Here is a 25,746-nt window from a genome sequence, read left to right on the forward strand (position 1 = left end):
GTAGAAGAAGCAGAGCACCACCACGGTGACACGGCCCCAGCTGCGTTGCAGATACCAGGTCAGGGCTCCGAACAGGGCGATGATCAGCAGGGCAGGCGGGGCCTGCAGCAGCCAAAGGAACCCGTCGATCCCTTCGCTCAGCACGTCATCAATCGTATCGAACAGCGGGCCGAAGGCATCGGTCAGCCAGTCAAAGGCGTCGGCAATGCTCTTGCCAACAGGAATTTTCGCGTCAGTCAACCAGTTCAAGGGTCAGGGCCTTTCGCTGAGGGCCATGGTCAGGCCCGAAAAAATCAGGAACCCACCGACACCCCGGTTCAGCCGGTGCAGTCGTGTAGGGGTGAGAGCGCCTTTCATACCCGCGCCAAGACCCGCATAGAGGGTGACGGCAAGCAGTTCGAGAGCCAGAAACAGCGCGCCCAGCAGGATATATTGCGGGGCCAATGGCTGGATCAGGTCGGTAAATTGCGGGAAAAAGGCGGTGAATATTGCGATCGCTTTCGGATTGCCAATGGCGATCAGGAAATCCCGGCGCATGAGGTCCGGAAGGCTTTGCTGCGCCCCGGCTTCACCTGTGTCCGGCTGGGGGGCACACCACATGCGCCAGCCCACATAGGCCAGATAGGCGGCCCCGGCATATTTCACGACCGTAAAGGCCGCGGCTGAGGTGGCCAGAATGGCGCCTAGCCCAAGCCCGACCAGCGCAATCATCGCCGCAAAGGGCACAAGCCGCCCCATGCCGCCGATCACGGCCGCTCCGAACCCGTGTTTCGAGCCGTTGGCAAACGCAAGCAAGTTGTTCGGCCCAGGGGCTGTGTTCAGCGCAAAGCAGGCGGGAATGAACAGGGCAAGCAGGGTAAAAGACATTGCGGCACGGCTCCGTCAGGCCAAAGAAACCCCCTTCCACCAGACAGCAAAAGGCGGAAGGGGGTCCGGTTTGCTCGTGGATCAGAGACCCAGCGAGGCTTTCACAGCGGCCACTGCGTCGCCGCCATCTTTGGTGGTCACACCGTCGAGCCATGCCATGAAGGCATCCGGGTTGGCGGCCAGCCAGGCTTTGGCGGCCTCTGCTGGATCCTGGCCGTCATTCAGGATGGCGCCCATGATCTCGTTTTCCATCGCCAGCGAGAAGGCCAGGTTTTGCAGAAGCTTACCAGTGTTGGCGCATTCGGTCACGTACCCTGCACGGGTGTTGGTATCGACCACGGCGCCCCCCAGATTGGGACCAAAGAAGTCATCGCCACCGGTCAGGTAGGACATCTCAAAGTTGGCGTTCATCGGGTGGGGTTCCCAGCCAAGGAAGACAATCGGCTCGTCTTTCTTGTCCGCGCGGGCCACCTGCGCCAGCATGCCCTGTTCCGAGCTTTCGGCCACTTCAAACCCCTTCAGGCCAAAGGCATCGCCATCAATCATCGACTGAATCAGGCGGTTGCCGTCATTGCCCGGTTCGATGCCGTAAATCTTGCCTTCCAGGGCATCCGCGTGCTTGGCGATGTCGGCAAAATCCTTGATGCCCAGATCAGCAGCGACCTTGTTGACGGCCAGCGTGTATTTCGCACCTTCCAGATTGGTGCGCACGGTGTCGACGGTGCCCGCTTCGCGGTAGGGGGCGATGTCGGCTTCCATGGTCGGCATCCAGTTGCCGAGGAAGACGTCGATGTCCCCTTTGGCAAGCGAGGTGTAGGTCACCGGCACGGACAGAACCTTGATGTCGGTTTCATAGCCCAGAGCCTCCAGCACAACCGTGGTGGCTGCGGTGGTGGCGGTGATGTCGGTCCAACCCACGTCAGAGAAGGTGACCTTGCCACAATGACCATCCGCCATGGCGGTGGTTGCGGTGGCCATCAGGGCCAGGGCGGATAGGGTGGATTTCAATTTCATGGTTTGCTCCCGTTGGTTGGTGCGGTTTGAACTTAACAGCAAAGAAAGAGGGAAAACGCCGCCTTCTCATATGTTTGCGACACTATCCCAGCCCCTGCTGGTGTCAAACCGACATTCATTGAACATGTTTTTTGTTTTTATTGATTGACGAGTCAATTAAAAAAACGCAAGCCTGTCAAAAGAAATCGAAACAGGACGGTCAGATGCCCAAGGTGGGAATGGAGCCAATTCGCCGCAAAGCCCTTGTAAACGCTACGATTAGTGAGATCGGGCGAAAGGGGTCGCTGGATGTGACGGTCAGTCAGATCGCCAAGCGGGCTGGCATGTCCTCAGCGCTTGCGCATCACTATTTCGGCGGGAAAGACCAGATTTTCCTCGCCGCCATGCGGCACATCCTGTCCGTTTACGGTGCGCAGGTGCGGGCGGCCCTGTTGGGGGCGGATACCCCGCGCACGCGGGTCGAGGCGATTGTCCGGGCCAATTTCGAAGCGGGCAACTTTCGTCCCGAAGTGATCGCCGCCTGGCTCAACTTCTATGTGCTCAGCCAATCCTCCGATGGGGCGCGCCGCCTTCTGGCCGTTTACCAGCACCGGCTGCATTCCAATCTTGTCTATGGGTTGCGTCCGCTGGTGAAAGGGGACGCACAGGACGTTCATGACCTTGCCGACATGATTGCCGCCCAGATCGACGGGCAGTTCATTCGCCATGCCCTGCGCGAAGAAACCCCCAGTGGCAAACGCGCCACCGCCCAGGTTCTGGATTTCATTGATGTGATGTTGAAGGCGCGCGGGCAGTGATCTGCTGAAAAGACCGCCGAACAGGGAGATGCTCAGATGACCAAACCCAATATCCTTATTGTCATGGTGGATCAGTGTAATGGCACGCTTTTCCCCGATGGCCCTGCTGACTGGCTGCATGCGCCGAACCTGAAAAAGCTGGCAGCAAAGTCGGTGCGCTTTCAAAACAGCTATACTGCCTCGCCGCTTTGTGCGCCGGGGCGGGCGAGCTTTATGTCGGGCCAGTTGCCCCGCCGCACCGGGGTCTATGACAACGCGGCCGAGTTTCGTTCGGACATTCCGACCTATGCCCATCACCTGCGCCGCGCAGGCTATTACACCGCGCTGTCCGGCAAGATGCATTTTGTCGGTCCCGATCAGATGCATGGGTTTGAAGAGCGCCTGACCACCGACATCTATCCGGCCGATTTCGGCTGGACCCCGGATTATCGCAAACCCGGCGAGCGGATTGACTGGTGGTATCACAATATGGGCTCTGTCACCGGGGCAGGGGTGGCCGAGATTTCCAACCAGATGGAGTATGATGACGAGGTTGCCTACAATGCCTGCGCCAAGCTTTATGACCTTGCGCGCGGCAATGATGATCGCCCCTGGTGCCTGACCGTCAGCTTCACCCATCCGCATGACCCCTATGTGGCCCGCCGCAAATACTGGGATCTTTACGAGGATTGCGACCATCTTCTACCCGAGGTGCCCGCCTGGGATTACGAAGATCACGACCCGCACGCAAAGCGGATTTTCGACGCCAATGACTGGCGCAATTTCGATATCACCGAAGAAAATATCCGCCGCTCGCGCCGCGCCTATTTCGCCAATATCTCGTATCTGGACGACAAGCTGGGCGAGATGATGGATATTCTTGAAGCGACCCGTCAGGAGGCAATCATCGTCTTTGTCTCCGATCACGGCGATATGCTGGGGGAGCGGGGGCTGTGGTTCAAGATGAACTTCTATGAAGGGTCAGCCCGCGTGCCGCTGATGATTTCGGCGCCCGGGTTGGAGCCGGGATTGATCGAAACCCCCGTGTCCACGCTTGATGTCACCCCCACGCTGGCCGATCTGGCCGGGGTGTCGCTGGATGAGGTGATGCCCTGGGTGGATGGCGAAAGCCTGTTACCGCTGGCTGGTGGCCAGGCCCGCACCAGCCCGGTGGCGATGGAATACGCCGCAGAAGCCTCCTACGCGCCGCTGGTGTCGATCCGCGAGGGGGACTGGAAATATAACCGCTGCGCGCTGGACCCGGATCAGCTTTTCAACCTGTCCGATGACCCGCATGAGCTGACCAATCTGGCCGAAGATCCTGCCCATGCCGAGGTGCTGGCCGGGTTCCGGGCCAAGGCAGATGCGCGTTGGGATCTGGCCGCCTATGACAATGAAGTGCGTGAAAGTCAGGCCCGCCGCTGGGTGGTCTATGAGGCGCTTCGCAATGGGGCCTATTTCCCCTGGGATTACCAGCCGCTGCAAAAAGCATCCGAACGCTACATGCGCAACCACATGAACCTCGACACTTTGGAAGAAAGCAAACGGTTCCCGCGCGGCGAATGATCCGCGCGCGCCCTTTCTTCTGATCCCCAATACCCCGCCGGAGGCACAAAATGAAAATCGTAACCCAACCGAAAGCCAGCCACTTCATTGGTGGCGAATATGTCGAGGACACCAATGGTGCGCCGATCGACGTGATCTATCCGGCCACTGGCGAAGTGGTGGCGCGGGTGCATTCCGCCACCCATGAAATCGTGGAACGTGCAATCGCCTCTGCCCGTGCGGCACAAAAGGAATGGGAAGCGATGTCCGGCACCGAGCGGGGCCGCATCCTGCGTCGGGCCGCTGACATTATCCGGGATCGCAACCATGAGCTGTCGATCCTCGAAACCTATGACACCGGCAAACCCTATCAGGAAACCTCGGTGGCAGATGCGACATCCGGCGCGGATGCGCTGGAATATTTCGGCGGTCTGGCCGGATCCCTGACTGGCGAACATATCCAGCTTCCGGGCGGGGATTTTGTCTATACCCGCCGCGAGGCGCTGGGCGTCTGTGTCGGCATTGGCGCGTGGAACTATCCAACCCAGATCGCTTGCTGGAAAGGCGCCCCCGCGCTGGCCTGTGGCAATACAATGGTGTTCAAACCATCAGAAACCACCCCGCTTTGCGCGTTGAAAGTGGCCGAGATCCTGGTCGAGGCCGGCGCGCCCGCCGGTGTCTATAACGTGGTGCAGGGCTATGGCGATGTCGGGGCGGCACTGGTGACCCATGCCGAGGTCGACAAGGTCTCTCTGACCGGATCGGTGCCAACCGGGCGCAAGGTCTATTCCGCCGCCGCCGAGGGCATGAAACATGTCACCATGGAGCTGGGCGGTAAGTCGCCAATGATCGTCTTTGACGACGCCAATGTGGATGACGCCGTGTCAGGCGCCATTCTGGGCAACTTCTATTCCACCGGCCAGGTTTGCTCGAACGGCACCCGTGTCTTTGTGCAAAAGGGCATCAAAGAAGCCTTCCTCAAGCGCCTGTCCGAGCGTCTGGAAAACGCGGTGATCGGTGATCCGCTCGACCCGGAAACGTCGTTCGGGCCGATGGTGTCCGAAGGGCAGCTTAACATCGTGATGAACTATATCGCCAAGGGCAAGGAAGAGGGCGCGCGGCTGACCTATGGCGGCGACCGCATCGAGGGGGACGGGTTCTTCCTGCAGCCCACGGTCTTTGCAGATGTGACCGACGATATGACCATCGCCCGCGAAGAGATCTTTGGCCCGGTCATGGCCGTTCTGGATTTCGAAACCGAAGAAGAGGTCATGGCGCGCGCCAATGATACGGAGTTCGGCCTTGCCGCGGGTGTCTTCACTCAGGACATCACCCGTGCGCATCGCGTGGTGGCCGGGTTCGAGGCGGGCACCTGCTTCATCAACTCCTACAATGATGCGCCGGTCGAGGCGCCGTTTGGCGGGTCAAAAATGTCCGGCGTGGGGCGCGAAAACTCCAAGGCCGCAATCAACCACTATTCCGAGCTCAAAACCGTCTATGTGCGGATGAGCCAGATTGAAGCGCCGTTCTAAGGATCTGAATATGCAAGAAGAATACGTGATCATCGGGGCGGGGAGCGCAGGCTGTGCCATGGCTTATCGCTTGTCCGAGGCCGGCAAAAAGGTCATTGTGATCGAACATGGGGGGACGGATGCCGGCCCGTTCATCCAGATGCCCGCGGCGCTTTCCTATCCGATGAACATGAAAACCTATGACTGGGGATTTCAGACCGAACCCGAACCGCATCTGGGTGGGCGCACGCTTGTCACCCCGCGCGGCAAGGTGATCGGTGGCTCCAGCTCGATCAATGGCATGGTCTATGTGCGCGGCCACGCGCGTGATTTTGATCACTGGGCTGAACAGGGGGCGGATGGCTGGTCCTACGCCGACGTGCTGCCCTATTTTAAACGCCAGGAAACATGGCATTCCGGCGGTCATGGCGGGGATGAGGATTGGCGCGGCAGGAATGGCCCGCTGCATGTCACCCGTGGCCCGCGAAGAAACCCGCTGTTTCACGCCTTTGTCGAGGCCGGCGCGCAGGCAGGATACCCGGTCACCGGGGATTATAACGGCCAGCAGCAAGAGGGCTTTGGCCCGATGGAGCAGACCGTCTGGCAGGGCCGCCGCTGGTCTGCTGCCAACGCCTATCTGCGCCCGGCGCAAAAGACCGGCAATTGTGAGGTGGTGCGCGCCTTTGCCCGCAAGGTGGTGATCGAAGACGGCCGCGCCACCGGGGTCGAGGTTGAACGTGGCGGCAAGATCGAGGTGATCAGGGCGCAGGCCGAGGTGATCATTGCCGCAAGTTCGATCAACTCGCCCAAGCTCCTGATGCTCTCTGGAATCGGTCCGGCGGCGCATCTGAAAGAGCACGGGATCGAGGTTGTCGCAGATCGCGCGGGGGTCGGGCAGAACCTGCAGGACCACCTCGAGGTCTATATGCAATATGCCTCAAAACAACCGATCACGCTTTACCGCTACTGGAACCTGTTCTGGAAAGGGGTTCTGGGCGCGCAGTGGCTCTTTACCAAAAAAGGGCTGGGGGCATCGAACCAGTTTGAAAGTGCGGCGTTCATTCGCTCGCGCGCAGGCGTGGAATACCCGGATATCCAGTATCACTTCCTGCCCATCGCTGTGCGCTATGACGGTCAGGCGGCGGCTGAAGGGCATGGTTTCCAGGCTCATGTCGGCCCGATGCGGTCGCCGTCACGCGGGGAAATCACCCTGAAATCAGCAGATCCGAAAGAGGCGCCGCGGATTTTCTTCAACTACATGTCCACCGATCAGGACTGGGAAGACTTCCGCACCTGCCTGCGGCTCACGCGTGAGATCTTCTCGCAAGCCGCGTTTGAACCTTTCGTGAAACACGAGATCCAGCCGGGTGTGAACTACCAGTCGGATGATGAGCTGGATGACTTCATCCGCGAACATGCCGAAAGCGCCTACCACCCCTGTGGCACCTGCCGTATGGGCCGCGCGGATGACCCGACAGCCGTGGTTGACCCGGAAATGCGGGTGATCGGTGTGGAGGGGCTGCGCCTTGCGGACAGCTCGGTTTTCCCACGGATCACCAATGGCAACCTCAATGCCCCGTCGATCATGGTCGGAGAGAAAGCCTCGGACCACATTCTTGGCCGCCAATTGCCGCGCGCCAACGAAGGGCCATGGATCAATCCAAACTGGGAAACCAGCCAGCGGTAAAGGCAATCGGGGCGGCTTTGACAGGCCGCCCCTTCTTCTTGGTGTAAATACTCAGGAGTGGGTGAGTGCGCCTCGCGTCGGGCAGCGCGCCTCTCCCCGTCACATTCAAAACCCGACATAAATCCTCGCATTTTTGATCCGCGTCAAAGCCCCGACTCGGCGACAGTTGCACTCTCAGGACGAACAAAGCGAGAGGAGAGCCGCGAATGTCCAACACCCCCCACGAACTGCACGAAGAGTTCCCGGAATACGCCGAAAAACTGCAGGGTCTGAAGCAATCAGACGCTCATTTCGCCAAGCTGACCGATGAATACCATGAGGTGAACCGCGCGGTGCACCGTGCAGAAACCAACGTGGAGCCGACCGATCAATTCACCGAAGAAGGCATGCGCAAGAAACGCGCCGCCCTGAAGGACGAGATCTACCGCCTGTTGAGCGCGTAATCCGTATCACAAATTTCCCCTTGCCCCGTCACTTTGTTGGCGGGGTCTTTTTTTGGGGGGAGGGAGGGGGCTGCGGGCCTTCACGGAAGGCGGTCTCCGTGGTGCAACTCCGCGGATCAGCTCAGCAGATCGTCAACGGTCGATCTCATAGGGCAGCACCCCGCGCGCATAGGGATCTATGCGCAGCTTGCGTTCCAGCGGGGGCACCGAACGCTGATGGCAATGGGCGCGCTCGCAAATCCGGCAGCTGACACCAATTGGCTCAAACGCCGCGTCATTCGATATGTCCATGTCATCGGTATAGACCAACGCCCCCGCATGTTTCACTTCGCAACCAAGACCAATGGCATAGCGGCGCACCGGCGCGGAAAACGTGCCGCCGGATTTGGTCACGTTGCGCGCAAGGCAGAAATATTTCACCCCATCGGGCGTCTGGGCAAGCTGACGCAGAAAACGCCCCGGCGTTTCAAAGGCCTGATGCACGTTCCATAGCGGGCAGGCGCCGCCGAACCGGGCAAATTGCAACCGCGTGGCCGAGTGGCGCTTGGTGATCGTGCCGGCCTGATCGACGCGAACGAAAAAGAACGGAACACCTTTGGACCCGGGGCGCTGCAACGTTGAAAGCCGGTGCGCAACCTGCTCGATCGAGGCCCCGAACCGGTCTGCAAGACGCTCCAGGTCATGGCGGGTGTCGTGGGCGGCGGCCAGGAAATCCCGATAGGGCAGAAGGGCCGCCCCGGCAAAGTAATTGGCCAGACCCAGCTTGGCGACAGCGCGCGCCTCCTCGGTCTGGAACCGGGCAAAGTCCAGCGTGGCCTCCAAAAGCGCGTCCTGCGTGATCAGGGCCACCTGCATCAGCAGCTGGAATTCCTGTGTTGCGCGTGGCGGACGGGTGGACAGGGTTAGCACCTTGTGTTCGGGGTCATAATGGCGGGTGATCTGGCTGTCTTCGTGTCGGATCGTGATGCCGCGTTCGGTCAGGGTGCTCTCAGCAAGGGTCGAGTTGCTGAGGCCGCGATTTATCGCATTTGTGGCGAAATGTTCGGCGGCCCGATCCACGGCGTCGATGTAATTGTCGCAATAGTGAAAGAAGTCGCGCACCTCATCCCAGGGCGAAGCCTGCGCGGTGCGGGATTCGCTGACGGTTGCATCGCCGATATTCTCGTCCATTGCCGCAAGGCGTTCATGCCCCATGCGATAGGCGCGATGCAGTTCCAGAAGGGCGTGGGCCAGCGCCGGTGCGTTCGAGGCCGCGAGCCGAAGATCCGCAAGGGGGGGCATGTCGGAAAAGACCGGGTCGGCAAAGGCTTCGCGCATATCGCTGACCAGCCGTTCGGCGTCCCCTGTCGACAGCTCTGCCACGTCGAAGCCGAACTCCTGCGCAAGCGCCAGAACCACCCCGGTCGAAACCGGACGGTTGTTGTTTTCCATCTGGTTGAGATAAGGCAGGCTGACCCCAAGCTTTTCGGCAAACACTTTCTGCGTCAGCCCAAGCCGTGACCGGATTTCGCGCAGTTTCACACCGGCATAGAGTTTCTGGGTGGCCATGATCTGTCCTCACAATTCCAGATGATCTGCGGGGGTTTGCAAATCCATCTGGATCTATGCGTAGCATTTGCAAAGAGGTGTCGTCAAAACTGTTTTGATGCCTCAGCTTGCGGTGTCACCGCAGTCCCAGATGCCTCTCACGGGACAAAACCGCCAGCATCGACAGGACCGCAAGGACCGAGGACAGGAACATCAACAGCAAAAGGGGCATCGCGTTGTCACCATCCCCAAGGACGAGGCCGGACAGGGCCGAGATCGCCGCGCCGCCCGTCATCATCAACGTGCCGCCCAGCCCGGCCGCACTGCCCGCCAGTTCCGGGCGCACCCCCATCATGCCCGCGCTGGTCGAGGGCAGGGTCATCCCGTTGCCAATGCCCACAAGGATCATAAAACCAAAGAACACGTATTCATTGCCAAACCCGAGGGCAAACACTCCAATTGAGGTTGCCATACCTGTTGCCGTGACCAGACAGCCCCCCAGGATCATGCGGAGCATGCCCATGCGCGTGGAATACCGCCCCGACAGGAAATTGCCGACCAGATAGCCCGCCGCCGGGGTGCCGAAGAAAAGGCCCAGGCGTGCGGGGTCCATTCCGTAAATCTCGCTGCCCACATAGGGCGCGCCGCCGAGATAGGCAAAGAACGCGCCCGAGGTGAAGGTGGCGGTCAGGCAATAGCCCCAGAACCGGGGGGAGCTAAGCAGGGCGGGGTAGGCGCGAAACTGTGCGCCAAAGCCAGCAAACTGGCGGCTGGAGGTTTCCCCCATGTCGCGCCAGATCAGCAAAAGCGCGAGCAGACCCGACAGGCTTTGCAGCCAGAAATTTGCTTTCCAGCCATAAAGTTGATCAAGGAAACCGCCCAGGGTCGGGGCCAGCATCGGCACCAGGGACATGCCCATGGTCACATATCCGATCATGGAGGCCGCCCGATCCCCCGGCACCATGTCGCGGATGGCCGCGCGAGAGACAACCATCCCCACCGCAACCGTGGCCTGCATCATGCGAAAGCCAAGAAAGACCTCGATTGTCGGGGACATCACGCAGCCCAGTGTCGCGAGGATATAGGCCGCAAATCCCCAGAAAATGACCGGTCGGCGGCCAAAACGATCCGACAGCGGGCCAACCACGATCTGCAACGTGCCATTCACGAACAGGTAGAGTGCTACTGAAAGCTGCACGAGGTGGTAGTCCGCCCGGAAATAGGCAGCCATTCCCGGCAGCGAGGGCAGGAATACATTCATCGACACCGCCGCCATGGCCGCAACAAAGGTCAGCGTAAACAGGCTGGGCGGGGTGGTCGGGTTCAGGAATTCTGACCGCGGAAGAATAGTGTTGTCTGGCAAAGTCATATCGTATCGCTAAAAGCGGGCGGTTGAAACGTCCAGTCCCTTTTCCTGCGCGGCGACTGTGCGGTAGGGCACAGGTGGGGAAAGTGCAGGATAAATTTGCAGTTATGCAATTTGCAAATTCATCCTTGCAATTACTTTGCAAATTCGCGCGTTTTTCCTTTTGTGAAACGGTTTTCCAGTCTAGCCTGCCTGCAAATCAAGGAGTGCGCCAGATGAAAGATATCCTCGAGGAACTGGAAAACCGCCGTGAGAAAGCCCGTCTTGGGGGCGGCCAACGCCGGATCGACAGCCAACATGCGCGGGGCAAACTGACCGCCCGCGAACGGATCGAGCTTTTGCTCGATGAGGGCTCGTTCGAAGAGTTCGACATGTTCAAGACCCACCGCTGTGTCGAGTTCGGCATGGAAGCGGACAAGCCCGCGGGTGACGGTGTTGTCACCGGCTGGGGCACCATCAACGGTCGTCAGGTCTATGTGTTCTCGCAGGACTTCACCGTGTTTGGCGGCTCGCTGTCGGAAACCCACGCACAGAAGATCTGCAAAATCCAGGATATGGCCGTGCAGAACGGCGCGCCCATCATCGGGCTGAACGATTCGGGTGGCGCGCGTATTCAGGAAGGCGTCGACAGCCTTGCCGGTTATGCGGAAGTGTTCCAGCGCAACATCATGGCCTCGGGCGTGGTGCCGCAGATCTCGGTGATCATGGGGCCGTGCGCCGGTGGGGCCGTGTATTCCCCCGCCATGACCGATTTCATCTTCATGGTGAAAGACACCTCTTACATGTTTGTCACCGGCCCGGACGTGGTGAAAACCGTGACCAATGAGGTTGTGACCGCCGAGGAACTGGGCGGGGCATCGACCCACACCAAAAAATCTTCGGTCGCAGACGGGGCGTTTGAAAATGACGTTGAGGCGCTGACCGAAGTGCGTCGCCTGGTCGATTTCCTGCCGCTGAACAACCGCGAAAAGGCGCCGGTGCGCCCGTTCTTTGACGATCCCGCCCGGATCGACGAAAGCCTGGACACGCTGGTGCCGGACAACCCGAACACGCCCTACGACATGAAAGAGCTGATCACCAAGCTCGCGGATGAGGGCGATTTCTACGAGATCCAGGAAGACTTCGCCAAAAACATCATCACCGGTTTCGTGCGCCTCGAAGGCCAGACCGTGGGTGTTGTGGCAAACCAGCCGATGGTGCTGGCTGGCTGTCTCGACATTGACAGCTCGCGCAAGGCGGCCCGTTTCGTGCGCTTCTGCGATGCGTTCGAAATTCCGATCCTGACGCTGGTTGACGTGCCGGGCTTCCTGCCGGGGACCTCGCAGGAATATGGCGGTGTGATCAAACACGGTGCGAAACTGCTGTTTGCCTATGGCGAAGCGACGGTTCCGAAAGTGACCGTGATCACCCGCAAGGCCTATGGCGGCGCCTATGACGTGATGGCGTCCAAGCACCTGCGCGGCGATTTCAACTACGCCTGGCCCAAGGCGCAGATTGCTGTGATGGGGGCCAAGGGCGCGACCGAGATCCTGTATCGTTCCGAACTGGGCGATGCTGAGAAAATCGCGCAGCGCACCGCGGATTACGAAGATCGTTTCGCCAACCCGTTTGTGGCTGCGGAACGTGGCTTTATCGACGAGGTGATCCAACCGCGTTCGACCCGCAAACGCGTGGCCCGTGCCTTTGCCGCTCTGCGTGGCAAGAAACTCCAGAACCCCTGGAAAAAACACGACAATATCCCGCTGTAAGGGCAGGTCGAGGACGTATGAAAATGACGCTGGCGCAGACATATAAGGGCCTTCGGGGCCAGGTCGGAGCAGGGGCTTTTGCCGCTCTGCTCTCCCTGGGTCTTGCCCTGTCTGCGCCCGCGCTTGCAGGGGCTGGAACCAAGCGCGGACCCTGGGTCGAAGGTGACCCGGTCTCGGTCCCCTCGGGGCAGCCTGTCGAATTTCTGGATGTGATCCATGGCGTGGAAAGCGCCGAAGGGGTGGCGGTGCGTTACCGGTTTCTTGCCCCGGCCATTGCCAGGGACATGGCCCATGTGAGCTTTGCCCAGGCGGAAGAGGACATGGTCGCGCTGTGTCAGGATGTTGTCCTGCCCCGCCTCATGGCCGGTGCCGCGACCGTGCCCGATCAGATCATTATCGTGCTGCTTGACCGCGAGGTCGAGTTCGGCATGGCGGATCCCGATGCAACACAGTATTTCGAAGCCTACCGCCCCGAGGATGGGGCCTGTTTCTGGGAGGGCTTCTGATGGCATTGCCATATATGCTGAAACATCGTGGATTTCCGGGTCGTCTGCCCGGCACCGATTATCAATTCACCCTGCGCCGCGCCAGCAAGGACGGGGCGACGCCGCTCAAGGCACGCGAACGCTATGCGGATCGCAAACCGGCGGATCGCCGCGCAGATGCGGGCTTCATGCAGGCGTTGTGGGAAAATTTTGGTGACCAGCCGTTTGAACGCGGAAATCTGGATGCCGGCCGGTTGAGCTGGCTGTTCGGACGCGAGGTGGTCGCGGCGGAAGATCCCTTTGATCCCGCAAGTTACGAAGCGATGCTGGTGATTGATGTCGATCGCGCCCGCGCCTCGTTTCCCGAAGCATTCGAGGGGGCATAAGTTAGGCATGTTTTCGCTCGCAGCCCAATCCAACCGGCAAGAACCGGCCCAAATGGCAAAAACTTTGCCAGGGGTCTCTTGCAATGGGCTGCCTGCGTGCCAATCTTCTTATCAGACAAGCGCATTATCCCCGCGTTTTGTCGTGGTTCGTCAAAACCACAACCCTTCCCCTTCTTCTCCCCGGTCTCGGACCTCTTGGTCCGGGCCGGGTTTCTTTTTCGCAAGGTCCGCATCACAGCCGACAGCAAACCCCGCATGCGCAAACCGCCGCGCATCTTCTTCGGTTCGACTTGCCCCCACACAAGATCCGCGCACAGAATTGCGTGTAAATACAACTGATCTGGGTGATGGAACATGCAACTCAAGAAACTCTTTGCAGGGCTTGCAATCGCTGCCGTGCTTGCTGGCTGCCAATGGAACGACCTCGAGCGCGCAGGCGCAGGCGCAGCCACCGGCGCGGTCATTGCCGGTGTTGCCAATGGCAATGTGCTTACCGGTGCGGCCATCGGTGCCGGGGCCGGGGCCCTTTGCGATGATGTGGGCGCGTGCTGAGGCCAAGGCCGATCAGCAGACCCATGTAGTCTTTGATATCGAAATTGAGGGGGTGCAGCTGTCTGCCCCCCTGCAAGACATGCCCGCTGGTGGATCATCCATCGGTGGGTTTTTTGTTGCCAATCCGCGGGGATACGCTCCGCATACACATGAAGAAGGGACAGGATATGTTCAATAAGATCCTGATTGCAAACCGGGGCGAAATCGCCTGCCGTGTGATCAAGACCGCCCGCAAGATGGGCATTCAGACCGTGGCAATTTATTCCGACGCTGATCGGAACGCCCTTCATGTGAAAATGGCCGATGAGGCCGTTCACATCGGCCCGCCGCCTGCCAACCAATCCTATATCGTCATCGACAATGTGATGAAGGCGATCAAGGAAACCGGCGCCGAAGCGGTGCATCCGGGCTATGGGTTCCTGTCGGAAAACTCCCGCTTTGCCGAGGCTCTGGACGCCGCGGGCGTGGCTTTTGTTGGCCCCCCGGTTGGTGCGATTGAAAGCATGGGGGACAAGATCACCTCGAAAAAGATCGCCCAGGAGGCCGAAGTCTCCACCGTGCCCGGTTACATGGGGTTGATCGAGGATGCTGATGAGGCCGTGAAGATCTCGAATGAGATCGGTTACCCGGTGATGATCAAGGCCTCCGCCGGTGGCGGTGGCAAGGGCATGCGGATTGCATGGAATGATGAGGAAGCCCGCGAAGGGTTCCAGTCTTCGAAAAACGAAGCCGCCAACAGCTTCGGGGATGACCGGATCTTCATCGAGAAATTCGTGACCCAGCCGCGCCACATCGAAATTCAGGTTCTGTGCGACAGCCACGGCAATGGCATCTATCTGGGCGAGCGTGAATGTTCGATCCAGCGCCGCAACCAGAAAGTTGTTGAAGAGGCCCCGTCGCCCTTCCTTGATGAAGAAACCCGCCGCGCAATGGGTGAGCAGGCCGTGGCCCTGGCCAAGGCCGTGGGCTATTCTTCGGCGGGCACCGTGGAATTCATCGTCGATGGCGAGAAGAACTTCTACTTCCTCGAAATGAACACCCGCCTGCAGGTGGAGCACCCGGTGACCGAACTGATCACGGGTGTGGACCTTGTCGAGCAGATGATCCGCGTGGCGGCTGGTGAAAAACTCACCATCACCCAGGATGATGTGAAGCTGAACGGCTGGGCGATTGAAAACCGTCTTTACGCAGAAGACCCCTATCGCAACTTCCTGCCCTCGATCGGTCGCCTGACCGCTTATCGTCCGCCGGTCGAACGTGCCGCTGGCCCGCTTCTGGAAAACGATAAATGGCAGGGCGACGCGAAGGCCGGCAAACACGCGGTGCGCAATGATACCGGCGTCTATGAAGGCGGCGAGATCTCGATGTATTACGACCCGATGATCGCCAAGCTCTGCACCTGGGCGCCGACCCGTGACGAGGCGATCGAAGCCATGCGCAACGCACTGGACGGGTTTGAGGTGGAAGGCATCGGCCACAACCTGCCGTTCCTCTCGGCCGTGATGGATCACCCGATCTTCATGTCCGGCGACATGACCACTGCCTTCATCGAGGAGCAGTACCCGGACGGGTTTGAGGGTGTGACCCTTGGCGAAGAGGCGCTGAAGCGGATCGCGGCCTCTGCCGCGGCCATGTATCGCGTGACGGAAATCCGCCGCACCCGTATCTCGGGCCGGATGGACAACCACGAACGCAAAGTCGGCAAACATTGGGTTGTGACGCTGCAAGATCAAGAATTTGCAGTGAAAATCAAAGCCGACAAGAAAGGTTCCACCGTCAAGTTCGAAGATGGCACCAAGCTGCGTGTTGAAAGCGACTGGACCCCGGGGGACAGCCTGGCAACGCTTGATGTGAACGGCGACAAACTGGTTCTGAAGGTGAATAAAATCACCTCGGGGTTCCGGATGCGGAGCCGTGGCGCCGATCTGGATGTGCGCGTGCGCACCCCGCGTCAGGCGGAACTGGCCAAGCTGATGCCAGAAAAGGTCGCTCCCGACACCTCAAAGATGCTGCTCTGCCCGATGCCGGGTCTGATCGTGAAGCTCGACGTGGAAGTGGGGCAGGAAGTTCAGGAAGGTCAGGCGCTCTGCACCATCGAGGCGATGAAGATGGAAAACATCCTGCGCGCCGAGAAAACCGGTGTGGTGTCGAAGATCAACGCGGGCGCGGGTGACAGCCTGGCGGTCGACGAAGTGATCATGGAGTTCGAATAATCCATGACCATGGCCGCCCGGCATATGTCCCGCAGCGGGGCGCTTGTTGCGCTCGCCGCCGTGGTGACGCTGGGCGGCTGTGACCTGCACCGCGAAAGCAAGCTGCGCGCCACGCTGTCCGCGTGGTTCCAGCTTGGCGATACGCTGGGGTTTGAAAGTGGCCCCCGTTGCACCGCCGCCGTCTTTCGGGTGCGCACGAATGAGGTCGGGCCCGACCTGCCGATGGGCGAAAGCCCGTCTGACGCGCAGGGCATTTACGGGCTGGTGGGCCGCGCAGCGATCCAGATGGAGGGCGTCAGCCCGCATCAGCTCACCGATACCATGCTGCTCGCCAATGATGGCTGGTTTGGCAAACACGCGCTGGGGGCCGCTGCCCAGGTTGGCCCCTGCCTGAACGATCAGATCGAACCGGGGTTTCACGCGGCGATGACGCGGCCCGGCGCGGTTCTGGCCTATTCGGCTGAACTGGACGGGGTCATGGTGCTCGACCCGGTTGAACGCAAATTGTTTTTCGCCGCCGGGGACACCTATTGACCCCTCCGGCCCCGCGGGCAGCGTTTGCCCACACAGAACATGATGTCGCCCGGGGACGCGGGCATATGAAAGGATAACGCCATGAGCGATACAGCGAAGTGGAAAGAGCTGGCCGAAAAGGAACTGCGCGGTCGCGCGGTTGAGGACCTGAACTGGGAAACCCTCGAAGGTATTGATGTCAAACCGCTTTACACGGCTGACGACACCAAGGACCTCGATCATATGGGCGGCATTCCCGGCGTGGGGCCCTTCACCCGTGGCGTGAAGGCGACCATGTATGCAGGCCGGCCCTGGACCATCCGTCAATATGCCGGGTTCTCGACCGCTGAGGAATCCAATGCCTTCTATCGCCGCAACCTTGCTGCTGGTCAGCAGGGCGTGTCCGTGGCTTTCGACCTTGCCACCCACCGGGGTTATGACAGTGACCACCCGCGCGTGGTTGGGGATGTTGGTAAGGCCGGCGTTGCGATTGACTCGGTTGAGGACATGAAGATCCTGTTTGACGGCATCCCGCTCGACAAAGTCTCCGTCTCGATGACCATGAACGGGGCCGTGATCCCGATCCTTGCGAGTTTCATCGTGGCCGGCCAGGAACAGGGCCATGACAAATCGCTGCTGGCGGGCACCATTCAGAACGACATTCTGAAAGAATTCATGGTGCGCAACACCTATATCTATCCGCCTGAGCCGTCGATGCGGATCATCTCGGACATCATCGAATACACCTCGAACGAGATGCCGAAGTTTAACTCGATTTCGATCTCTGGCTATCACATGCAAGAGGCCGGTGCGAACCTGGTGCAGGAACTGGCCTACACGCTGGCGGATGGTCGTGAATATGTGCGTGCCGCGATCGAGGCGGGCATGGACGTGGATAAATTCGCGGGCCGCCTGTCGTTCTTCTTCGCCATCGGCATGAACTTCTTCATGGAAGCGGCCAAACTGCGCGCCGCACGGACCCTGTGGCACCGTGTGATGACCGAGTTCGGCGCCAAGTCCGAGCGCTCCAAAATGCTGCGCACCCACTGCCAGACCTCGGGCGTCAGCTTGCAGGAACAAGACCCCTATAACAACGTGATCCGCACCGCGTATGAGGCGATGTCGGCAGCGTTGGGTGGCACCCAGTCACTGCACACTAACGCGTTGGATGAGGCGATTGCCCTGCCCACCGACTTCTCGGCACGCATTGCCCGTAACACCCAGATCATCTTGCAGGAAGAGACCGGCATCACCAATGTGGTCGACCCGCTGGCGGGCTCCTACTATGTGGAAAGCCTGACGGATGAGCTGATCAACAAGGCCTGGGCCCTGATGGAAGAGGTCGAGGAAATGGGCGGCATGACCAAGGCCGTGGCCTCGGGGATGCCGAAACTGCGGATCGAGGAATCGGCCGCCAAGCGTCAGGCGATGATCGACAAGGGTGACGAAGTCATCGTTGGCGTGAACAAGTATAAGCTTGCCCAGGAAGACGAGATCGAAATCCTCGACGTGGACAATATGGCCGTGCGTGACAGCCAGATTGCCCGCCTTGAAAACATCCGCGCAACCCGTGATGAGGCCGCCTGTCAGGCTGCCCTTGATGAGCTGACCCGCCGTTCGAAAGAAGGTGGCAATCTGCTCGAGGCCGCCGTTGAAGCGGCCCGCGCCCGCGCCTCAGTCGGAGAGATCAGCATGGCAATGGAAAAAGAATTTGGCCGCCACCGCGCCGAAGTGAAAACCCTCGCCGGTGTCTATGGCGCCGCATATGAGGGCGATGAAGGCTTTGCCCAGATCCAGAAATCGGTCGAAGACTTCGCTGAGGCCGAAGGCCGCCGCCCGCGTATGCTGGTGGTGAAAATGGGGCAGGACGGGCATGACCGTGGCGCCAAGGTGATCGCCACCGCCTTTGCCGATATCGGCTTTGACGTCGACGTGGGCCCGCTGTTCCAGACCCCGGACGAGGCGGCTCAGGACGCCATTGACAATGACGTGCATATCGTCGGTATTTCGTCGCAGGCTGCGGGTCACAAGACGCTGGCGCCGCAGTTGGTGCAGGCTTTGAAAGAGCAGGGTGCCGAGGATATCATCGTGATCTGCGGCGGTGTTATTCCGCAGCAAGATTATGATTTCCTTTATGAAAGTGGTGTGAAAGCCATCTTCGGCCCGGGCACCAACATCCCGGAAGCTGCTGAAAAAGTGCTGCAAATCGTGCGTGAGGTTCGCAGCTAAACTGCGCGGTGAGGGGCGGGTGTCCTCCCGCTCCCACGGCAACGCCCCCGTCATTGTCACGTCGGAGCGGCACAAAATCCTTGAAGCTGGCGGCATTTCCCGCCAGCCTCATCCCGGAACCAATCGGAGACTATTCCATGGCGCTGGGCACGATCGACCACCTTGTCATTGCCTCTGCCACCCTGGCTGAAGGGGTGGAATTCATTCAGGCAACACTTGGGGTGCCAATGGCAGGCGGCGGGCAGCACCCGTTGATGGGCACGCATAACCGGCTGTTGTCGCTTGGTCCTGATATCTACCTTGAAGTGATCGCCATTGACCCGGACGCCGCGCGGCCAAACCATGCCCGCTGGTTTGACCTTGATTATTTTACCGGCGATGCCCGGCTGACCAATTGGGTGGTGCGGGTGCCTGAGATTGAAGAGGCGCTGCACCGGGCGCCTGAGGGCATCGGGGATGTGTTAGAACTGGAGCGTGGCACCTATCGCTGGCAGATGGCCGTGCCCGAAGATGGGCGTCTGCCCTTTGCGGGCTGTGCCCCCGGTTTGCTGAGCTGGCAGACAGCAGGCCCCGCCGCTGCCTTGCCCGATCACGGATTGCGTCTGGCCGCGCTGGAGATCACCCATCCCGAGGCCGAAGCGCTTTCGGTGGCGCTGGCCCCGTTGGTGATCGACAAGCGGATCACGCTGCATTCCGGTGCGCCCGGACTGTCCGCGTGGATCGACACCCCGGGGGGCATGGTGCAACTCTAACCGCCGGGATCTCCTCGGCCGTCGCCCCCGGGCTGTGGTGCTTTGAGGGAGGTCTGGGCACAGAGCTGTGCCCAGTCGGAGTTCTTTCGAAACGCTCTAACTCTGGGCCTTCTCCGAACGCAGAGGCTTGTGGCCACGCTCATCTGCCGGGTTTCCTGCTGCATAAAGCACAGAAAATCCGATCACCGCAGATAGGGCAGAGGCCAGCAGAACCCCAAGCCGCACATCATTCATCAAAGCAGGGTCCGAAAAGCTCAGCCCGCCGATGAAGAGCGACATGGTAAAGCCGATGCCAGCCAGTGCCGAGATGCCATAGACATGCTGCCAGCCCACCCCATGGGGCAGCGCGGCACGACCGGTCTTGACCGTCAGCCAGGTCAGGCCAAAGACACCAACCTGCTTGCCCAGAACCAGCCCGGCCGCAATACCCAAAGGCACGGGGGCGAGCAGGGCTGCAAGCGACATTCCCTCAAAGCTCACCCCGGCATTGGCAAAGGCAAAAATCGGCACGATCAGGAAAAACACGTAAGGCGTCAGCGCATGTTCCAAGGCGTGCAGGGGGGATTTGCCCCATTTATCCGTCAACGGGATGAAAAACGCCGTGGCCACACCTGCCAGTGTTGCATGCACCCCGGATTTCAGCACCAGCACCCACAGCACAACCCCCAGCATCAGAATGGGCGCAACCCGGTGCACGCGTTTCATGTTCAGCCATCCCATCAGAACCAGCGGCACAAGGGCATAAATCAGGTAAGAGGCCTTGAGTTCAGCCGTGTAAAACAGCGCAATCACAATGATCGCACCAAGGTCGTCCAGAATGGCCAGGGTCAGCAGAAATACCTTGAGCGCCGCCGGTGCGCGCTTGCCGAGCAGCGCCAGAACCCCAAGCGCAAAGGCAATATCCGTGGCCGCGGGAATGGCCCAGCCACCCAGCGTGGCGGGGTTGGACCAGTTGATGGCGGCATAAATCACCGCAGGCACCAGCATCCCACCCAGCGCCGCCATGCCCGGAAGCACCACGTCGCGCGGGTTTTTCAGCTTTCCTTCCAGGATCTCCCGCTTCAGTTCCAACCCGATCAGGAAGAAAAAGATCGCCATCAACCCGTCATTGACCCACAGAAGAAGCGGTTTCGACAGGCCCTCTCCGTTGAGCAAAACAGAAAACTTCGCGTCGAATATACTGGCAAAAGCGTCTGCCGCGGGTGAGTTTGCTGCGATCAGCGCGGCAACTGCCGACAGCATCAGAAGGATGCCACCAGCGGCATCATGGCGGAAGAATTTGTCAAGAAAGCGGGTGAGCATTGTATCCCTGATCGTTTTTGTCACATTCACTTTCAGATAAGATCAAACCGCCCGGGTTCAAGGCCCGGACAGTCTGATTGCTTGAAGAAAAGCACCGAAGCCGATCTGCATGATTTGCCACATGATTTGCATCATGACTGGCCCCGTCTTTCTGCTCGTTATTGCGGGCAGGAGCGTGTAGGAAGGTGCCATGTCGATCTGGTCCCGCATATCTGATGCGCTGTCCGCGCTGGCCAAGGGCGAAAGCCTGTCTGACGTGTTTGCCCATTTGCGCACGCCGCCTGAACGTTCAGCCGGTTTTGCCATCGCGGTGATTGCGCTGGGGGCCAAGATGGCCAAGGCGGATGGGTTGGTGACGCGAGACGAGGTGTCCGCCTTTCGAGAAGTGTTTACCATCCCGCGCGGAGAGGAAAAGCAGGCAGCCAGAGTGTTCAATCTCGCGCGCACCGATGTGGCCGGGTTTGACCTCTATGCCCAGCGGATTGCCGATATGTTCGGACCAGCCGACCCGGCGCTTTTCGACCTCATGGAAGGGTTGTTTTTCATTGCGCTGGCAGATGGGGAATACCACCCTAACGAAAATGAATTCCTGCTTCATGTGGCGCGCATTTTTGGCATCCCCGAAGAGAAGTTCTTTGCGTTGCGGGCGCGGTTCGTGCCGGACGCCGAAGCGTGCCCCTATCAGGTGCTGGGGGTGCCCAAGGACATGCCGATCCGTGAAATTCGCAAGGTCTGGCGTCAGGCCGTGCGTGACAGCCATCCCGATGTGATGGTGGCGCGGGGGGTGCCGGAAGAGGCGATCAAGCTGGCGGAAAAGCGGCTGATTGCTGTGAACCGCGCCTGGGAAGAGATCAATGCACGTCAGGGGGGCATCTGACCCATGCGTATCGCCACCTATAATGTCGAATGGTTCAACACGCTGTTTGATGATACGGGGCGCCCGATTGCGGATGAGGAACTGGCCACAAGGAGGGGCGTGACACGGCGGGCGCAGCTCAAAGCGGCCGGGGTGGTGTTCAAATTGCTTGAGGCCGACCTGATCATGGTGGTCGAAGCCCCAGATGAAAATCGCCGCCGTTCGACCGTGAAAGCTCTGGAAAATTTTGCGCGGATTTTTGGTTTGCGGGCACGTAAGGCCCTGATCGGATTTGCAAATGACACCCAGCAGGAAATCGCGCTCTTATATGACCCGGACCAGTTTGAGGCAACGCATGATCCTTGGGGGGCGGCACAGGGCCAGTTTGCGCCGCGCTTTGACGGTGCCTTTCATCTCGATCTGGATGTGGACGCCAATCCCGATCCGGTTGTGTTTTCCAAACCCCCGCTGGAAGTGGCGCTGACGCTGCGGAAAAACGGGCAGAAACTGCGCCTGATCGGGGTGCATGTGAAGTCGAAAGCCCCGCATGGCGCCCGCAATGCGGAAGAGGCGATCCGTATCAGCATTGAAAACCGCCGCAAGCAGATGGCGCAATGTATCTGGATCCGGCAACGGGTGGACCAGCTTCTTGAAGCGGGGGAACAGGTGATTGTGCTGGGGGATTTCAATGATGGTCCGGGGCTTGATGAATATGAAAAGCTGTTTGGCCGGTCAGGGGTGGAAATTGTAATGGGCGAGGGCGATGGCCCCTGCCTGTATGACCCACATGCCGCACGCTTTTTGGCGCGCCCGTCGGCAGCCCGCATCAGCTCTGCCCGGTTTTATATTGCGAGCCAGAAACGATATTTGCAGGCGCTTCTCGACTATATCATGATTTCCGAGGACCTGCGCGGGTTTGACCCGGTCTGGCGCATCTGGCACCCGTTTGACGACCCGCTCTGTTATCGGGCTGAGGCCCTGCGCGAGGCGCTGTTGACTGCCTCGGATCACTTTCCGGTCACGCTGGATATTGATCTTTGACGCTTGCGCACTGGAAATACCGATATCTGCGCCCCATATTTTCCCTATGAAACAGATCCTGAACCCCACCTTGCTGGCAGGGCTTGTTGCCTTGTCCTCCCCGGGGCTGGCTGAAACGGGCCAACCCCAATCCCCCCAGCCGTCTCCTCCGTCGTCCTCCGAGGGGGATCCAAAGCTGGAAGACGGCGCGGAAATGATGTCGCGCGGCTTGCAGATGCTGCTGGACGGGCTGGCGCAGGAAATGTCCCCGATGCGTGACGGGCTGGCCGAGGGCATGGCCGAAAACTGGGCCAGGCAATTGCAGGACGGCTGGCAGGATCTGATGGCGGAAATGGGGGATCTGTCTGCCTATCACCCGCCGGAAGTGCTTCCCAATGGTGACATTATCTTGCGGCGTAAATCGCCACAGCCGCCTGTCCCGCCCGAAGCTGCTGCGCCGGACGGGGGAACGGATCTTTAGGACCCGCACGAAGGCCTGGCCTGACGGTCAGGATAGGGCCGCCCCCCGGCGCATGGCCATGACGCAACCAGGGGTGCGCTTCAGGCCGCTGGGGGAAAGCGGTGTCGTGCCGCGGTTCAATGCCTCGTGATTGTTGCGCGCGTATTCGAGCAGGGCAGAGATGTCCTCACCTTCTTCCACATCCCCGAAAACATGTGTTTCGCTGCGGGTGGCATGATAGGCCACGAGGCAGGTTCGGCCACAGCCCCCCATTTCAGCATGGCCCGAGATTTCAAACCCGTCCTCGATACTGTCGCGTGCGGCGGTGATGGCCTGTTGAAGCTGGACCATCATGGCATGACCTGCGGTGCAAATCTGGCCGGTATGGGGGCAGGGGGTGCAGAGAACAAGCTGCTGCCCCGTCCGGGTCGGTGTGGTTGTTGTGGTCTGTCCCACCGTCTGCATCTGTGTCCGGTACATGACGCCCTCCGCGCGTAAGATGCGGGATGGGGCGGGGGGAAGAGGGGGCATTCTGGCCGCCTGCGATCCTCCTGCCGGGGCACCCCGCCCGGGTTGAGTTTCATCAGATGGCAGGTCTCCTGACTTGCGGGTCGTGGCGGTTCTGATCCTTCCCGGGGCGTGCCCAGTGGTTTTTCAAAACAGCTCGCCGCTTACAGTTGCGGGGGCAGTTGTGGAATTGGCCTATTTGCGACCGCACCACATTCCCTTTTCATCCGGGGCTTTCTGGTCGAAAGATCCGGGAACCATCTGAGAAATGGGTGACGCAGGACGGGGCCGGTGTCAAGCGAGAAGCGCAGGAGGGGAGGGGCATGAACAGGGACAAGAACGGGGGCAGGGGCGCTGCCCCTCGGCCTGGCGGCCTCACCCCGAGGTATTTTCAGCAAGAAAAAGTGAAGGCTCAGCGCAGAGTTTTGACGTTTGAGGTGGCGTCAAGGGCCACACAGAGCGCGTCAAACCTGCTCTCGGCAACCTCGCCGAAAAGATCACGGGCCTCTGCGGCCAGGTGCAAATGCAACTCGCGTTTCTTGGGATACCATTTCAGCTCTGCCTTGTCCTGTGGCCCATCCACCGCGAACATGGCGCCAAAGCGCATGGCCTTGCCCAGAACCTCGGCCCGGATCAGGTCCTTTTCGCCGAGTATTTCAAACAGGTTTTCAAATCGCGATCCCTGGCGGCTGTTTTTATAGCGGTGCAGCAGGGACAGGCCGAGAAACACCCGTTCTTCATGGGTGAGCCCCCCGAGATTGGCGCGGGTGGCGTTGTCGAAACAGACTTCGTGACGATAGTCGGGATGGGCGCGCCAGCTCACATCATGCAGCAGGCAGGCGGCCTTGATCACCCGTTTCTGGTCTGCCCGCGCGGATTTGTAAAGCGGGGTGAGAAAGTCATAGAGGGCTTTGCCAAAGCCAGGAACGCGCGCGTCCTTTTGTTCGGCAAAGCGGCAGGCCTCGATCAGGGGATCACGTTTGCGAATGGGCTTTGGCATCTGTTCATAAAGCATCCCTTCGCGGATCCCGTAGGAGCTGACGGCGATTTCCTTGGGGCGAAAAACATGGATCAAGCGTTTCAGCACAAGTGCTGCGATCGGAACCAACGCCATACGGGTGGCCGAGGTGGAGGTGCGTTGCCGGATCTCTTCCAGATCCACCTTTTCAATCCAGTTCAGGGTTTTTTGCAGTGATTTCTGCGGCATGCGATATTCGTGCAAAACCGTCAAAGGGTAGTTGCGGCGTTCCATGTCAAGCCGCGCAATGGCGCGCCAGCTTCCCCCCACGAGAAACAGGCGTTTGTGATCCGTGCCCATCTCGGCGGCCAGCTCATCCACCACCCGGGCGATCTCGGCCTTCAGCCCTTTCTTTCCGCCGGGGGTGTCGGCCAGTTTCAGCGGTCCGAGAGGGGAGGTGATGCGTTTGCCAACATGACCCCCATTGATCCTGGCCAGCTCCAGTGAACTGCCGCCAATATCGCACATCAGCCCTTTGGCCTCAGGCCAGCCAAGCAAAACGCCCTGCGCAGACAGCCGGGCCTCTTCTTCGCCGTCAATCACGTAGAGTTTGAGCCCCGTTTCACGCAGGACTTCGTCGCGGAACTCCGGCCCGTCCGTGGCCTCACGCACTGCGGCGGTGGCCACCGCGGTCAGCGGGGGCAGGTGCATGCCTTTGGCCAGAAGCTGAAACCGTTTGATTGCGGCCAGCGCCCGCGCCCGGCCCTCTGGGTTCAGGCGCCCGGTCTGGGCAAGCCCGGAGCCGAGGCCGCAGAGGATTTTTTCGTTGAAGAAATAGGCGGGCGAACGGGCCGCACCGTCAAAAACCACCATGCGGACCGAGTTGGACCCCACATCAACGACGCCTACACGCGACAAGGCACGGGCGGAGGGGTCTTCAAAGATCGGGCGACCAAACGGGCCCCACTCGTCGGTGGAAGCTGTTGTATTCATGTTGGAAATCCCTGCCCGTCTTCCTGTTTCCTTGCT

At 60.0% G+C, this 25,746-nt stretch carries 24 protein-coding genes, 1 pseudogene and 1 riboswitch; of the genes and pseudogenes, 17 read left to right on the forward strand and 8 right to left on the reverse strand.

Annotated features, from left to right (window positions below; genetic code table 11):
* The 3 genes and pseudogenes from XMD517_RS00005 to choX form a co-directional block, all read right to left on the reverse strand.
* Positions 1 to 249: pseudogene (locus XMD517_RS00005) on the reverse strand (choline ABC transporter permease subunit); the annotation flags it as partial.
* A gap of 3 nt (positions 250 to 252) precedes the next feature.
* Positions 253 to 867 carry a LysE family translocator gene (locus XMD517_RS00010; RefSeq protein ID WP_173485389.1) on the reverse strand — a complete coding sequence of 205 codons (615 nt, stop codon included), beginning with the start codon at positions 865 to 867 and terminating at the stop codon, positions 253 to 255.
* A gap of 81 nt (positions 868 to 948) precedes the next feature.
* Positions 949 to 1,881: a choline ABC transporter substrate-binding protein gene (gene choX / locus XMD517_RS00015; protein ID WP_173485390.1), complete on the reverse strand. Its 933-nt coding sequence runs from the start codon at positions 1,879 to 1,881 to the stop codon at positions 949 to 951.
* 203 nt (positions 1,882 to 2,084) lie between these two features.
* Between choX and betI the strand changes: the two genes are divergently transcribed.
* From betI to XMD517_RS00040, 5 genes are all read left to right on the forward strand, one after another.
* A complete protein-coding gene (gene betI, locus XMD517_RS00020) occupies positions 2,085 to 2,678 on the forward strand; it encodes a transcriptional regulator BetI (protein ID WP_173485391.1) in 594 nt (197 codons plus the stop codon).
* A gap of 36 nt (positions 2,679 to 2,714) precedes the next feature.
* A complete protein-coding gene (gene betC / locus XMD517_RS00025) occupies positions 2,715 to 4,223 on the forward strand; it encodes a choline-sulfatase (protein ID WP_173485392.1) in 1,509 nt (502 codons plus the stop codon).
* A 50-nt stretch (positions 4,224 to 4,273) separates the two neighbouring features.
* On the forward strand, positions 4,274 to 5,734 hold the full coding sequence (gene betB, locus XMD517_RS00030) for a betaine-aldehyde dehydrogenase (protein WP_173485393.1): 1,461 nt from the start codon (positions 4,274 to 4,276) through the stop codon (positions 5,732 to 5,734).
* A 10-nt stretch (positions 5,735 to 5,744) separates the two neighbouring features.
* A complete protein-coding gene (gene betA / locus XMD517_RS00035; RefSeq protein ID WP_173485394.1) occupies positions 5,745 to 7,400 on the forward strand; it encodes a choline dehydrogenase in 1,656 nt (551 codons plus the stop codon).
* Positions 7,401 to 7,606: 206 nt separating this feature from the next.
* On the forward strand, positions 7,607 to 7,843 hold the full coding sequence (locus XMD517_RS00040; protein ID WP_173485395.1) for a YdcH family protein: 237 nt from the start codon (positions 7,607 to 7,609) through the stop codon (positions 7,841 to 7,843).
* A 132-nt stretch (positions 7,844 to 7,975) separates the two neighbouring features.
* Here the strand turns inward: XMD517_RS00040 and XMD517_RS00045 are convergent, their stop codons facing one another.
* Positions 7,976 to 9,391 (reverse strand): short-chain fatty acyl-CoA regulator family protein, encoded by a 1,416-nt coding sequence (locus XMD517_RS00045; protein WP_055188677.1) that lies wholly within the window; start codon positions 9,389 to 9,391, stop codon positions 7,976 to 7,978.
* Between the two features lie 115 nt (positions 9,392 to 9,506).
* Complete coding sequence (locus XMD517_RS00050; protein WP_173485396.1) at positions 9,507 to 10,739, reverse strand: multidrug effflux MFS transporter; 1,233 nt, start codon at positions 10,737 to 10,739, stop codon at positions 9,507 to 9,509.
* Positions 10,740 to 10,951: 212 nt separating this feature from the next.
* Between XMD517_RS00050 and XMD517_RS00055 the strand changes: the two genes are divergently transcribed.
* From XMD517_RS00055 to XMD517_RS00095, 9 genes are all read left to right on the forward strand, one after another.
* Entirely contained in the window at positions 10,952 to 12,484 is a 1,533-nt protein-coding gene (locus XMD517_RS00055; protein ID WP_173485397.1) for an acyl-CoA carboxylase subunit beta, read from the forward strand.
* 17 nt (positions 12,485 to 12,501) lie between these two features.
* Positions 12,502 to 12,990, forward strand: coding sequence for a DUF6497 family protein (locus tag XMD517_RS00060; protein WP_254449831.1), 489 nt, complete (start codon positions 12,502 to 12,504; stop codon positions 12,988 to 12,990).
* Positions 12,991 to 13,004: 14 nt separating this feature from the next.
* Entirely contained in the window at positions 13,005 to 13,355 is a 351-nt protein-coding gene (locus XMD517_RS00065) for a hypothetical protein (protein WP_173485619.1), read from the forward strand.
* Positions 13,356 to 13,709: 354 nt separating this feature from the next.
* The gene (locus XMD517_RS00070; protein ID WP_173485398.1) at positions 13,710 to 13,907 is read left to right on the forward strand and encodes a hypothetical protein; all 198 of its coding nucleotides are present in this window, start codon (positions 13,710 to 13,712) and stop codon (positions 13,905 to 13,907) included.
* Entirely contained in the window at positions 13,888 to 14,085 is a 198-nt protein-coding gene (locus XMD517_RS00075) for a hypothetical protein (RefSeq protein ID WP_173485399.1), read from the forward strand. Before XMD517_RS00070 ends, XMD517_RS00075 begins: the two co-directional genes overlap by 20 nt.
* Positions 14,075 to 16,120 carry an acetyl/propionyl/methylcrotonyl-CoA carboxylase subunit alpha gene (locus XMD517_RS00080; RefSeq protein ID WP_173485400.1) on the forward strand — a complete coding sequence of 682 codons (2,046 nt, stop codon included), beginning with the start codon at positions 14,075 to 14,077 and terminating at the stop codon, positions 16,118 to 16,120. Before XMD517_RS00075 ends, XMD517_RS00080 begins: the two co-directional genes overlap by 11 nt.
* A gap of 3 nt (positions 16,121 to 16,123) precedes the next feature.
* On the forward strand, positions 16,124 to 16,654 hold the full coding sequence (locus XMD517_RS00085) for a hypothetical protein (protein WP_173485401.1): 531 nt from the start codon (positions 16,124 to 16,126) through the stop codon (positions 16,652 to 16,654).
* A gap of 81 nt (positions 16,655 to 16,735) precedes the next feature.
* Entirely contained in the window at positions 16,736 to 18,862 is a 2,127-nt protein-coding gene (scpA, locus tag XMD517_RS00090; RefSeq protein ID WP_173487960.1) for a methylmalonyl-CoA mutase, read from the forward strand.
* 80 nt (positions 18,863 to 18,942) lie between these two features.
* Positions 18,943 to 19,614 (forward strand): VOC family protein, encoded by a 672-nt coding sequence (locus XMD517_RS00095; RefSeq protein ID WP_254449629.1) that lies wholly within the window; start codon positions 18,943 to 18,945, stop codon positions 19,612 to 19,614.
* Positions 19,615 to 19,710: 96 nt separating this feature from the next.
* Here the strand turns inward: XMD517_RS00095 and nhaA are convergent, their stop codons facing one another.
* Positions 19,711 to 20,916 (reverse strand): Na+/H+ antiporter NhaA, encoded by a 1,206-nt coding sequence (nhaA, locus tag XMD517_RS00100; protein ID WP_173485403.1) that lies wholly within the window; start codon positions 20,914 to 20,916, stop codon positions 19,711 to 19,713.
* 190 nt (positions 20,917 to 21,106) lie between these two features.
* On the opposite strand from nhaA, the gene XMD517_RS00105 reads away from it, so the two are divergent.
* Genes XMD517_RS00105 through XMD517_RS00115 form a run of 3 tightly spaced genes read left to right on the forward strand, consistent with a single transcriptional unit; the run spans position 21,107 to position 23,273 of the window.
* Positions 21,107 to 21,793 (forward strand): molecular chaperone DjiA, encoded by a 687-nt coding sequence (locus XMD517_RS00105; protein ID WP_173485404.1) that lies wholly within the window; start codon positions 21,107 to 21,109, stop codon positions 21,791 to 21,793.
* A 3-nt stretch (positions 21,794 to 21,796) separates the two neighbouring features.
* Complete coding sequence (locus XMD517_RS00110) at positions 21,797 to 22,813, forward strand: endonuclease/exonuclease/phosphatase family protein (protein WP_173485405.1); 1,017 nt, start codon at positions 21,797 to 21,799, stop codon at positions 22,811 to 22,813.
* Positions 22,814 to 22,859: 46 nt separating this feature from the next.
* Positions 22,860 to 23,273 (forward strand): hypothetical protein, encoded by a 414-nt coding sequence (locus XMD517_RS00115; protein ID WP_173484794.1) that lies wholly within the window; start codon positions 22,860 to 22,862, stop codon positions 23,271 to 23,273.
* A 27-nt stretch (positions 23,274 to 23,300) separates the two neighbouring features.
* On the opposite strand, the gene XMD517_RS00120 is transcribed toward XMD517_RS00115, so the two are convergent.
* A complete protein-coding gene (locus tag XMD517_RS00120; RefSeq protein ID WP_055188703.1) occupies positions 23,301 to 23,732 on the reverse strand; it encodes a DUF1636 family protein in 432 nt (143 codons plus the stop codon).
* A gap of 91 nt (positions 23,733 to 23,823) precedes the next feature.
* Positions 23,824 to 24,036, reverse strand: a riboswitch (cobalamin riboswitch).
* Positions 24,037 to 24,171: 135 nt separating this feature from the next.
* Positions 24,172 to 25,710 (reverse strand): Ppx/GppA family phosphatase, encoded by a 1,539-nt coding sequence (locus XMD517_RS00125; RefSeq protein ID WP_173487961.1) that lies wholly within the window; start codon positions 25,708 to 25,710, stop codon positions 24,172 to 24,174.
* Positions 25,711 to 25,746: the final 36 nt, after the last annotated feature.

Origin of the sequence: Aliiroseovarius sp. xm-d-517, from assembly GCF_013283135.1 — a bacterium.
GTDB classification, from domain to species: domain Bacteria; phylum Pseudomonadota; class Alphaproteobacteria; order Rhodobacterales; family Rhodobacteraceae; genus Aliiroseovarius; species Aliiroseovarius crassostreae.

What these genes read in the sequence shown, in the direction of transcription:
- XMD517_RS00050 (WP_173485396.1), bottom strand. Translation starts at nt 10,739, where the DNA reads ATGACTTTGCCAGACAACACTATTCTTCCGCGGTCAGAATTCCTGAAC.
- XMD517_RS00110 (WP_173485405.1), top strand. Translation starts at nt 21,797, where the DNA reads ATGCGTATCGCCACCTATAATGTCGAATGGTTCAACACGCTGTTTGAT.
- XMD517_RS00105 (WP_173485404.1), top strand. Translation starts at nt 21,107, where the DNA reads ATGTCGATCTGGTCCCGCATATCTGATGCGCTGTCCGCGCTGGCCAAG.
- XMD517_RS00040 (WP_173485395.1), top strand. Translation starts at nt 7,607, where the DNA reads ATGTCCAACACCCCCCACGAACTGCACGAAGAGTTCCCGGAATACGCC.
- betB (WP_173485393.1), top strand. Translation starts at nt 4,274, where the DNA reads ATGAAAATCGTAACCCAACCGAAAGCCAGCCACTTCATTGGTGGCGAA.
- betC (WP_173485392.1), top strand. Translation starts at nt 2,715, where the DNA reads ATGACCAAACCCAATATCCTTATTGTCATGGTGGATCAGTGTAATGGC.
- XMD517_RS00080 (WP_173485400.1), top strand. Translation starts at nt 14,075, where the DNA reads ATGTTCAATAAGATCCTGATTGCAAACCGGGGCGAAATCGCCTGCCGT.
- XMD517_RS00060 (WP_254449831.1), top strand. Translation starts at nt 12,502, where the DNA reads ATGAAAATGACGCTGGCGCAGACATATAAGGGCCTTCGGGGCCAGGTC.
- XMD517_RS00120 (WP_055188703.1), bottom strand. Translation starts at nt 23,732, where the DNA reads ATGTACCGGACACAGATGCAGACGGTGGGACAGACCACAACAACCACA.
- XMD517_RS00085 (WP_173485401.1), top strand. Translation starts at nt 16,124, where the DNA reads ATGACCATGGCCGCCCGGCATATGTCCCGCAGCGGGGCGCTTGTTGCG.
- XMD517_RS00055 (WP_173485397.1), top strand. Translation starts at nt 10,952, where the DNA reads ATGAAAGATATCCTCGAGGAACTGGAAAACCGCCGTGAGAAAGCCCGT.
- XMD517_RS00070 (WP_173485398.1), top strand. Translation starts at nt 13,710, where the DNA reads ATGCAACTCAAGAAACTCTTTGCAGGGCTTGCAATCGCTGCCGTGCTT.
- XMD517_RS00065 (WP_173485619.1), top strand. Translation starts at nt 13,005, where the DNA reads ATGCTGAAACATCGTGGATTTCCGGGTCGTCTGCCCGGCACCGATTAT.
- XMD517_RS00125 (WP_173487961.1), bottom strand. Translation starts at nt 25,710, where the DNA reads ATGAATACAACAGCTTCCACCGACGAGTGGGGCCCGTTTGGTCGCCCG.
- XMD517_RS00010 (WP_173485389.1), bottom strand. Translation starts at nt 867, where the DNA reads ATGTCTTTTACCCTGCTTGCCCTGTTCATTCCCGCCTGCTTTGCGCTG.
- XMD517_RS00045 (WP_055188677.1), bottom strand. Translation starts at nt 9,391, where the DNA reads ATGGCCACCCAGAAACTCTATGCCGGTGTGAAACTGCGCGAAATCCGG.
- XMD517_RS00115 (WP_173484794.1), top strand. Translation starts at nt 22,860, where the DNA reads ATGAAACAGATCCTGAACCCCACCTTGCTGGCAGGGCTTGTTGCCTTG.
- betA (WP_173485394.1), top strand. Translation starts at nt 5,745, where the DNA reads ATGCAAGAAGAATACGTGATCATCGGGGCGGGGAGCGCAGGCTGTGCC.
- nhaA (WP_173485403.1), bottom strand. Translation starts at nt 20,916, where the DNA reads ATGCTCACCCGCTTTCTTGACAAATTCTTCCGCCATGATGCCGCTGGT.
- choX (WP_173485390.1), bottom strand. Translation starts at nt 1,881, where the DNA reads ATGAAATTGAAATCCACCCTATCCGCCCTGGCCCTGATGGCCACCGCA.
- betI (WP_173485391.1), top strand. Translation starts at nt 2,085, where the DNA reads ATGCCCAAGGTGGGAATGGAGCCAATTCGCCGCAAAGCCCTTGTAAAC.
- scpA (WP_173487960.1), top strand. Translation starts at nt 16,736, where the DNA reads ATGAGCGATACAGCGAAGTGGAAAGAGCTGGCCGAAAAGGAACTGCGC.
- XMD517_RS00075 (WP_173485399.1), top strand. Translation starts at nt 13,888, where the DNA reads ATGATGTGGGCGCGTGCTGAGGCCAAGGCCGATCAGCAGACCCATGTA.